Genomic DNA, 8,404 nt, shown 5'->3' with positions numbered 1-8,404 from the left:
GCACCCTGGTCACGGGAACGGACGAACCGGACTGGAAATTCGTACACGACATCCAGGAGGTCGAGTTCCAGCTGCTCGAGCCCGCTCGCTCGCGCACGACCTGGATCATCGAGCACGAGGGCAAGGCCTATATCCCCTGCGGCTATATGACAACCTGGTGGGGCAAGATCTGGAAGCAGTGGCCGCACGAAGCGCTCAAGGATGGACGCATCCTGCTCAGGATCGGCGACAAGCAGTACCGGCGTCAGCTGGTGAGAATAGAAGGTGGGCCACTGATTGCGCCGATCACTGCTGAGTTGGGGCGCAAATATCCAGCGGCGAGCGCGGTCTCGGCGGAGACGGTGGCCTCTGGCTACCTGTGGTTGTTCGAGCTGGCGCCCCCCATATAGCCCCAGAAGAGGGTCACTTGTGTGCTCAATGGAGTCGGTTGACCCACCCGCTCTGGGCAGGCTCACACTCCCGCTGCGCCATCCCGTCGGCCCCCAATCCGCTCCCAGTGATTGGCCCGTGGGAAAAATTTTATCCTTTGTGTTACACCAAAGAACGACACTTCCACTCTCAACGGGAAACGATTCTGAGAGACGGTTTGAATAACGCTTTGCTATCAGCAACTTATCGATTCCGCATGCGGATGGACCACTTGGTACGGCGATTGCAATGTTACGGGGCGGGATGATGTAATTGATATGGATGCCCGGTGCAATACCGCCGGGAATTCGGGTGCAATTGAACTGAAATGGGAAGGGATTTGTACCGATGCCGATCAGCAATCATGCTGTGAGGCTAGCTGCTGCTGCGTTTTTTGCGAGCTGTTTGCTGGCCTCCAGTTCCTCTGCCACGACCGTCACACTCAGTGACGCGAGCAGCGACGAAGTCGGGTCTCCGGCTGCAACCATGGACGGCACGGTCGAGTTTTCGGTTTCCGGGAACACGCTCACGATCGACGTGACGAACGACACGACGGGCACGATGCGAATGACGGAACTCGTCTTCAATGGGTCGGTCGACGTAACGAACCTCACGCTGGACACGTCTCCGAACGCGAGTGGTGGCGCGGCACTTTGGGTGTTTTCGACAAGTGTGACCGCGGACATCTTCGGCACGTTCGATTACGGTGTCGACGGCATCAAGGTCGGCAACGGCCCGAGTGCTGAGTTTGGTGAAGTCCTCGCCGGCGAAACAATCCAGTTCACATTCTCGATCTCGGGATCCGGATTCGACGCGAGTTCATTCTCGTCGAGTGAATCGTCAGGTGGATTTACGGTGGCGGCGTTCTTTAACACGAACAGTGGGAACGGCGGAGCCTTTGGCGCTGCCGTTGTGCCAGAGCCATCTTCGGCTGTCATGTTGATGCTGGGCCTGATCGGGTTGACGCAGCTGGGACGACGCCGAAGCTAGCCTGGGTCGCTGGCGACAGCGAACCTCGCTAAATCAAAGGAGAGTCGGGACACCGGCTCTCCTTTATTGCGTCTGGAACTCGTCGCGCTTTTCTGGGGCACTCCAACCCTGTGTGTAGTACAAATAGGTCCGTATTTTCGACCTAGGCCGGGGATGGGAGGTGCTCAATCCGGCATTCGGACTGCTGAAACACAGGAAAGTGCCAGCTCCGATGAAGAAAGCGCACCTTTCAGTCATTGGGTCTTTACTGGTTCTTGTCGTTGGCCTGATCGTCTCAAGTTCGACCACGCCCGAAGCGCGGGACAGCGCGGCCGAAATGGCCGAGTTGGACGACCGGACCGCGCCAGCGGACCGCCCCAACATCCTCTTCATTCTGGCGGATGATCTCGGGTGGCATCAGCTGGGCAGCTACGGCACCAGCTACCACGAGACGCCGGTTCTCGACCAAATGGCCGCTGATGGCATGCGCTTTACCCAGGCCTACGCGGCGGCACCGGTTTGCTCCCCGACTCGGGGATCGATCATGACCGGCAAGTATCCGGCGCGAACCCATCTCACGGTCAACATCCCGACTAGCCGCAACTTCGACCGGGTCACCGTCACCCCGGATTTTGCCAAGTCGCTCCCGCTCGAAGAAGTTACCGTGGCAGAGGTGTTGCAAGCGGCTGGTTACGTGACAGGGCATTTCGGAAAATGGCACCTCAACAAGGACAAGGACTACGCGCCGGGTCGTCCGGGTGACCCCGGATCTCAGGGGTTCGACGAGGTGCTCACTACCCACAAGTACAAGTCCGGTCCGCCCAGTCCCTACGCAGGTGACTACCAGCACGTTCGCCACATTACGGATCAAGCACTGGCTTTCATGGAAACGAACCGCGACCGACCCTTTTTCGCGTATGTCTCTCACAACAGCATTCATGACCCCGAAATCGAGAAGAAATCGTTGGTTGCGAAATTCCGCCAAAAATCCGGCAGCGGCAACGACGTCAAACAGGGCCACCACAACCCGATCCAGGGCGCCATGCTCGAGGTCCTGGACGCGAGCATCGGGCGGCTACTCGAGCGCGTACGAGAGCTGGGGATCGAAGAGAGAACCCTGATCGTGTTCTTTTCAGACAATGGTCATCTCGGTGCCAAGGACGGTCTCCCATTGCGGGGCAGCAAAGGCGACCTTTACGAGGGTGGAATCCGATCGCCCTTGATCGTGAAATGGCCGGGCCAGATACCTTCCGGAACCACCAGTGACGAACTCGTCATCAGCAACGACTTCTTGCCGACGTTTGCGTCATTGGCTGGGGTTGCGGATTCCCTCGAAAACCTCGACGGATTGGACCTTTCCGAACTTTTCCGCAATCCGTCGAGCCGACTCGGCCGAGATACGCTCTACTTTCATTTTCCCCACTATCACCGCTACGGGTTGGGACCACAGGGCGCGATTCGGGTAGGTGACCTGAAGCTGATCGAATCCTACGAAAGAAATCTTCTCGGCCAGCCCGACGTCTTCGAACTCTATGACCTCGAAGCCGATCCGGCCGAGCGACGGAACCTCGCAGCTGAACGGCCGAATAAAGTGAAGGAGTTGGCTACAAAGTTGGCCGCTTGGCGGAAATCTGTTGGCGCCCAGGAAATGACGACTCACGAAACGCTTGGAAACACGATGCACTTGAAAGAACGTTTCACCGAATTGCGGAAAAAACTCCTTTAAAGTCTCTTCGATCGGGATCCACTCGACAAAAGAACATCGACGGGTTGCACCGATTCACCACTCCGCCGATCTTGGAAAGGAAGCAGAGGAGGGATTAGGCAATCCGAGCCGCATTTTTGCGAAACAACCCGATAACGGGTCTTATGTAAAGCTAGAACGAGAAAGTCATCCCTGTCTTCGGGCGTCGCTGTGGTAGCCGCATTCTCCCGCCATCGGCGCGCGAGAGAGGGTGAGACTCCATCGATGGGGCGGAGTCGCGCTCGTCTCTTTCTGCTCATCGAGCCTGCGAGTTGAATCCACGTGTAGCCCGCTTGATGGTCCGCCAGGACTCAGGTATTCGTTTACGCCTGATGCTTCACGTAATGTCGCTGCTGGTTTGCAATGAGTTCGACCTCGTGCGAGAGAACTTCGACCTCCAGGTCAAGTGCAGCGCCGACCTTGTCCCCGCGCGCCTCCATGCGCGAGAAACGCGGGAATGGTGAACAAGACCCGTCTCGGAATCAAGTTCTTCTCCCTGCTCGTGTCTCTGCTCCTCGGTATCGGAGCCTTCGAGTGCGGCTCGATGATCGCGATCGAGACGGAGACCGTTCCGGCGACTCGTCCCTCGTACTCGAAGTCGGGGACGCAGCCGTTCTGGGCGGACATCAATCCGAACTGGGGTGTCTGGCATCACAAGATCGAGTTTCGCCACGCGAAGTCCTGCTTCGACGTCGTCTACAAGGCAAATAGTTACGGTGCCCGAGACAAGGAGCGAGACCGACGATCCAGCGAGTCTCGGATCGTTGTGCTGGGCGACTCATTCGTAGAGGGCTACGGGGTCGCCGACGACGACCGGCTCACGAACCTTCTCGCGGTTCGGTCAGGGATCGAGCATCTCAACTTCGGGACGGCTGGCGGTTTCGGCCCCGTCGGCGAGTACAAGCTTTACGCATCGCTGGCCCAGGGATTCGATCACGACGCGGTGATCCTCGCGATCCTTCCGGACAACGACTTCACTGACGATGCCCCCGACGCATGGCGAGATTCGAAGCGCTATCGAGTCTACTGGGAGGGCAGCTACCCCGACTACACACTGACCTACAACCTGAACGACCCTGCAGACTCGGAGTTCAACGAACGACCCGGGCTGGTCTCCGTCGCGAGATCCACCCTTCGAGACTACACCTACGGGTATCACTTCGTGAGCTGGAACATCGCCGCGTACAAGTACTCGCGCAAGATGCGGAAGCTCGCTGCTCCCGACCAGAGCCGCTACTACCACTACACGCGTGATGAATGGGATCGCATGCGCTATTCGATCGAGAAGATCCGCTCTCTCGCAGCAAACAAGCGAATGATGATCTTCGCGATTCCACGAGAGGTAGATTTCGTGGAGTATGCAAAGAACGGCGCACCCCCGTTCTCGAGCGACATGCGAGCTCTCTGCCAGGAACTCGACATCGAGTTCATTGACTTGATCGGCCCGATGGCTGGCGAGAGCACATTCGAGTTCTTCCACTCTTGTGACCGCCACTGGTCGCCGAAGGGCAACGCCTTCGCGGCGTCCGTGCTTATGCGAGAGTCGAAGCTCTATCGCTGAGACGGGAGCGCGTCCCGTCGCGCATTCACGGCCGAGAGCATGACCTGTATTGTGCCGCTCAGGAGAGACATCAGAATTCCGTCCGAAACACATCGGTGTCAAGCACGACGTCAAACGATAGAGAGCCCTGTCGCTGTTCGTTACTCGCGATTCGTAACTGGTGACAAGTGACGAAGTACGTCGATGTCTACTGCGAACAGGAAGCTGTCTGCCTATCCGGTTCGACTCGTCCCGTGCTTCGATATGGAGCGCTAAACGCGCAACTGGGTGTTCTAGTCCTGCATCGGGTCGTATTCCAAGCAACCCACCAAATTCAACGCTCCAACCCTCTACTACCGTTGGTTGTCCCAAGAATCGGTAGAAAAGGCAGTTCCGGCGACTCGCGGTGAGCGCGGTGCGTTCCTGGAGTTTTTCGCGCTGCTGGGGCACTCCAATCCTGATTGTAGTACTAGTAGTTCCTTATGTTGGTTCCATTACAGTGGGGATTGATGGACGGGGCCGCGTCCCTGGAAGAGTCCTGGAACTCGATCGCGATTCAAGTCGCCTTGGCGACCGTACTTGTCGTGGGCTGCATCCGTATTCCTGAAATCTGGGTGAGAGACTTCGAGGCACCCTACGTGGTCGTTCTTCTTGTGTGGCAAGTGGCGTCGTTTGTACTGATCGCGAGCCGACAGCCGACCGACTCAATCTCTGAAGTCGAGCTGGCACAAACTGCCGGTGCTTCTCTGACCGAAGACCGACCCAACATCGATCACTGGAAGAAAAGAATCGAGGAGATGGTGTTCAAAGCGCCTCCTGTCCCAGTGCAGGAGAACGTGATGTCAAAGCAAAAATGGTACGAACTGGACGAGTTCTCCAGTCGCCTACATGCCCTGCTGCTGATCAAGCCCCCAAATTCCGCGGCGGTTCCCCTCCGGTTCTCGCAGGAGGTATCGCAACTCGCCGATATCCCCGCGACCGTCTTTCAGGTACTGGGGCCGGCACCGGCGCCGAACGATGGCCATTCAGTGTTTGCTCTCGATGAGGTCAAAGGGCGAGACATCTCGGTTCTGGCGGGTGTGGTCGACAAGAACGCGATCGGCAGGCGAGTGAGGCCTAGGCGTGGGATTAGCCGCACAAGCCTGGGGCACCTTGGATACAACCCGGATCGAGGATGGACCAACCATGAGTAAACTGGTGGCCTGGAGATCGAAATGACCCGCGGATCGCGCAAGCGCCACACCAACCGCCACATCAAGGATGCCAGCTTCGTCGCACTTGGCTTCAGCCTTGTTCTCGTTTCCTGCGGTGACCCGTCACCACCCGCAGAAACCTTTGCGGTTGCTGCGCAATCTCCCGCGCCGGTGCCCGAGGCGCGCTGCCTGGATCGCAATCCACTGCGCAACCCATACTTCGGCGACGTGCATGTCCATACCTCGCTGTCGAGTGACGCATGGATGTTCGATGTCCGGTTGCGACCCGACGACGCCTACCGCTACGCGTTCGGAGAACCCGTACTGCTGCCGCCAAACGACTCGGACGGTCGCCCGACTCGGAAGGTGCGCATCGATCGGCCCCTCGACTTTGCGGCGGTGACCGATCACGCGGAGTTTCTAGGGGAAACGAAGCTGTGCAACGATCCCACAGCCGAGGGGTACGATGGAGATTTCTGCGAAACCTTTCGAGAGGGGAACGGGCGCGCTCCCCGACTCGTTTTTCAGATCATGAGCCCGGTGACCTGGCGGGACGACGCAATCTGCGGATCGGATGGAGTTCGCTGCCGCGAAGCCGCGCAATCCATGTGGCGGGAAACCATAGCCGCCGCCGAAAAGTGGAATGACAGAAGCGAACGCTGTGAGCGGACCGCGTTTGTCGCGTACGAGTACAGTTCCTTTCGCATGGGCTCGAACCTGCATCGCAACGTGATCTTCAAAAACGAAATCGTTCCGAAACAACCGGTGAGCTATCTGGACGCCCATCGCGAATGGGAACTCTGGAACTTGCTCAAGCGTGGCTGCAAGCAAAGCGGAAGTGGTTGCGATGTGTTGGCGATCCCGCATAACTCGAACATCAGCAACGGTCGCATGTTCGCAGTCGATTACCCCGGTGCCTCCAACGACGAAGAGCGAGCCGCCCGGGCGAGGCTGCGAATCGAGATGGAGCCCCTGATCGAGATCATGCAACACAAGGGCGACTCCGAGTGTCGCAACGGTGTGCCGGGCGTGCTCGACAGCGAGGATGAGTTGTGCGACTTCGAGCGCTTCGAGAACTCGGCGTTCATGGCGATCACGGGTTCTGAAGATCCAGACGAATGTCCTACGGGCTGGTTGGCCGACAGCATCCCCCACCTCGGGCCCAATTGCCTGTCGCGCTTGAGCTATGCCCGCTACGCACTGATCGAAGGCTTGAAAGAAGAGGCACGCATGGGTGTCAATCCGTTCAAGTTCGGATTGTCGGCGAGCACGGACACCCACAACGCCCTGGCGGGTGGTGTCGAAGAAAGAAGTTATCCGGGCCATCTCGGCAAGGGCGATCAGACGACTTCAATGCGCATAAGCTATGACCGCGAGAATCCCGGCAATGCATCCAACAATCCCGGTGGGTTGATCGGGGTATGGGCCGAAGAAAACGATCGGGCGGCCATCTTCGAAGCCATGCGACGCAAGGAAGTCTTCGGCACCAGCGGTCCGCGGATCGTGCCGCGATTCTTCGGAGGCTGGAACCTTCCCTCGGCTCTCTGCGACGCGCCCGACCCCGTGGCCAGAGCGGACACGATATCCGTGGCGATGGGAAGCGACCTTGCGCCACCGCCCAACCGACAAATTGCCCCCTCCTTCGTGTCCCTCGCCCTCGCCGACCCCGGAACCGAGCAAGCCCCGGGCAATCCACTGCAGCGCCTGCAGATCATCAAGGGTTGGGTCGATGATGATGGCTCCAGCCATCAGGCGATCTACGAGGTCGCGGGCGATCCCCAGAACGGAGCCAGTGTCGATCTCGACACCTGCGAGCTGCATGGAAAAGGTTTTGGTCAACTCTGCTCAGTCTGGACGGATCCCGATTTTGACCCCGATCGACGCGCGGTCTACTACATGCGCGTCGTCGAGAATCCGAGCTGTCGCTACAACGCATGGCAGTGCATCGGGCTCGCGGGCGACGAACGCCCCGCAGACTGCGACGATTCCGAGCGCAAACGCACGATTCAGGAGCGCGCCTGGACCTCGCCCATCTGGTATACGCCGCCGGTCTGAGCGCCGTCCGCAGCAGCGCCCCTCGAACCTCCTCAACGGTGTCCTCGAGAACATTCCTCGACAACCACCACGGGCGAGGTGGAATCGTGTTGAAGTCCCCCTCCCGGGCGCGGACGATTCTCGGAGTGCATTCTCGCGAATTCAGCAGCTCTCGAAATCGGGCTGGACTTCCCTGGCTACACCTGACAGAGTAGTTGCGTTCGCCGCTCGCACGGCGTGCGGTCGACGGGGAGGTGATATGGCCCACTACAACTACGCCTACGACCGACTCTCGGTACAAGACAATTCGTTTCTCCTGATGGAGTCAGAAAGTTCGCACATGCACGTTTCCTCCACGCTGATCTATGAGGCCGGTCCGCTGCGCACGAAAGATGGAGGGATCGACATCAACCGCATCATGTGTGCGACCGAAAGCTTCTTGCATCGCATTCCTCGTTACCGTCAAAAGCTTCACTTCATACCCTTCTTCGATCATGCAGTATGGGTCGACGACCG

Annotated in this window: 7 protein-coding genes; all 7 read left to right on the top strand. The window is 58.6% G+C overall.

Going from position 1 to position 8,404, the window contains the following annotated elements:
- A partial coding sequence (locus IH881_19465) for a hypothetical protein (protein MCH7869881.1) occupies positions 1 to 389 on the top strand: 389 nt, incomplete at its 5' end.
- Positions 390 to 756: 367 nt separating this feature from the next.
- Positions 757 to 1,398: a VPLPA-CTERM sorting domain-containing protein gene (locus IH881_19460; GenBank protein ID MCH7869880.1), complete on the top strand. Its 642-nt coding sequence runs from the start codon at positions 757 to 759 to the stop codon at positions 1,396 to 1,398.
- Positions 1,399 to 1,609: 211 nt separating this feature from the next.
- Complete coding sequence (locus IH881_19455) at positions 1,610 to 3,103, top strand: sulfatase (protein ID MCH7869879.1); 1,494 nt, start codon at positions 1,610 to 1,612, stop codon at positions 3,101 to 3,103.
- A 475-nt stretch (positions 3,104 to 3,578) separates the two neighbouring features.
- Positions 3,579 to 4,682 carry a hypothetical protein gene (locus tag IH881_19450; GenBank protein ID MCH7869878.1) on the top strand — a complete coding sequence of 368 codons (1,104 nt, stop codon included), beginning with the start codon at positions 3,579 to 3,581 and terminating at the stop codon, positions 4,680 to 4,682.
- A 461-nt stretch (positions 4,683 to 5,143) separates the two neighbouring features.
- Complete coding sequence (locus IH881_19445) at positions 5,144 to 5,854, top strand: hypothetical protein (GenBank protein MCH7869877.1); 711 nt, start codon at positions 5,144 to 5,146, stop codon at positions 5,852 to 5,854.
- 21 nt (positions 5,855 to 5,875) lie between these two features.
- Positions 5,876 to 7,909, top strand: a complete 2,034-nt coding sequence (locus IH881_19440) for a DUF3604 domain-containing protein (protein MCH7869876.1) — start codon at positions 5,876 to 5,878, stop codon at positions 7,907 to 7,909.
- A 238-nt stretch (positions 7,910 to 8,147) separates the two neighbouring features.
- Positions 8,148 to 8,404, top strand: a 257-nt coding sequence (locus IH881_19435; protein ID MCH7869875.1) for a hypothetical protein, incomplete at its 3' end; no start/stop codon positions are given.

This window comes from Myxococcales bacterium (genome assembly GCA_022563535.1).
In the GTDB taxonomy this organism is placed as follows: Bacteria; Myxococcota_A; UBA9160; order UBA9160; family UBA4427; genus DUBZ01.
The sequence above is the reverse complement of the archived record's forward strand: the minus strand, read 5'-3'. Positions and strand labels throughout refer to the sequence as shown.

What these genes read in the sequence shown, in the direction of transcription:
- IH881_19460 (MCH7869880.1), top strand. Translation starts at nt 757, where the DNA reads ATGCCGATCAGCAATCATGCTGTGAGGCTAGCTGCTGCTGCGTTTTTT.
- IH881_19455 (MCH7869879.1), top strand. Translation starts at nt 1,610, where the DNA reads ATGAAGAAAGCGCACCTTTCAGTCATTGGGTCTTTACTGGTTCTTGTC.
- IH881_19450 (MCH7869878.1), top strand. Translation starts at nt 3,579, where the DNA reads ATGGTGAACAAGACCCGTCTCGGAATCAAGTTCTTCTCCCTGCTCGTG.
- IH881_19445 (MCH7869877.1), top strand. Translation starts at nt 5,144, where the DNA reads ATGTTGGTTCCATTACAGTGGGGATTGATGGACGGGGCCGCGTCCCTG.
- IH881_19440 (MCH7869876.1), top strand. Translation starts at nt 5,876, where the DNA reads ATGACCCGCGGATCGCGCAAGCGCCACACCAACCGCCACATCAAGGAT.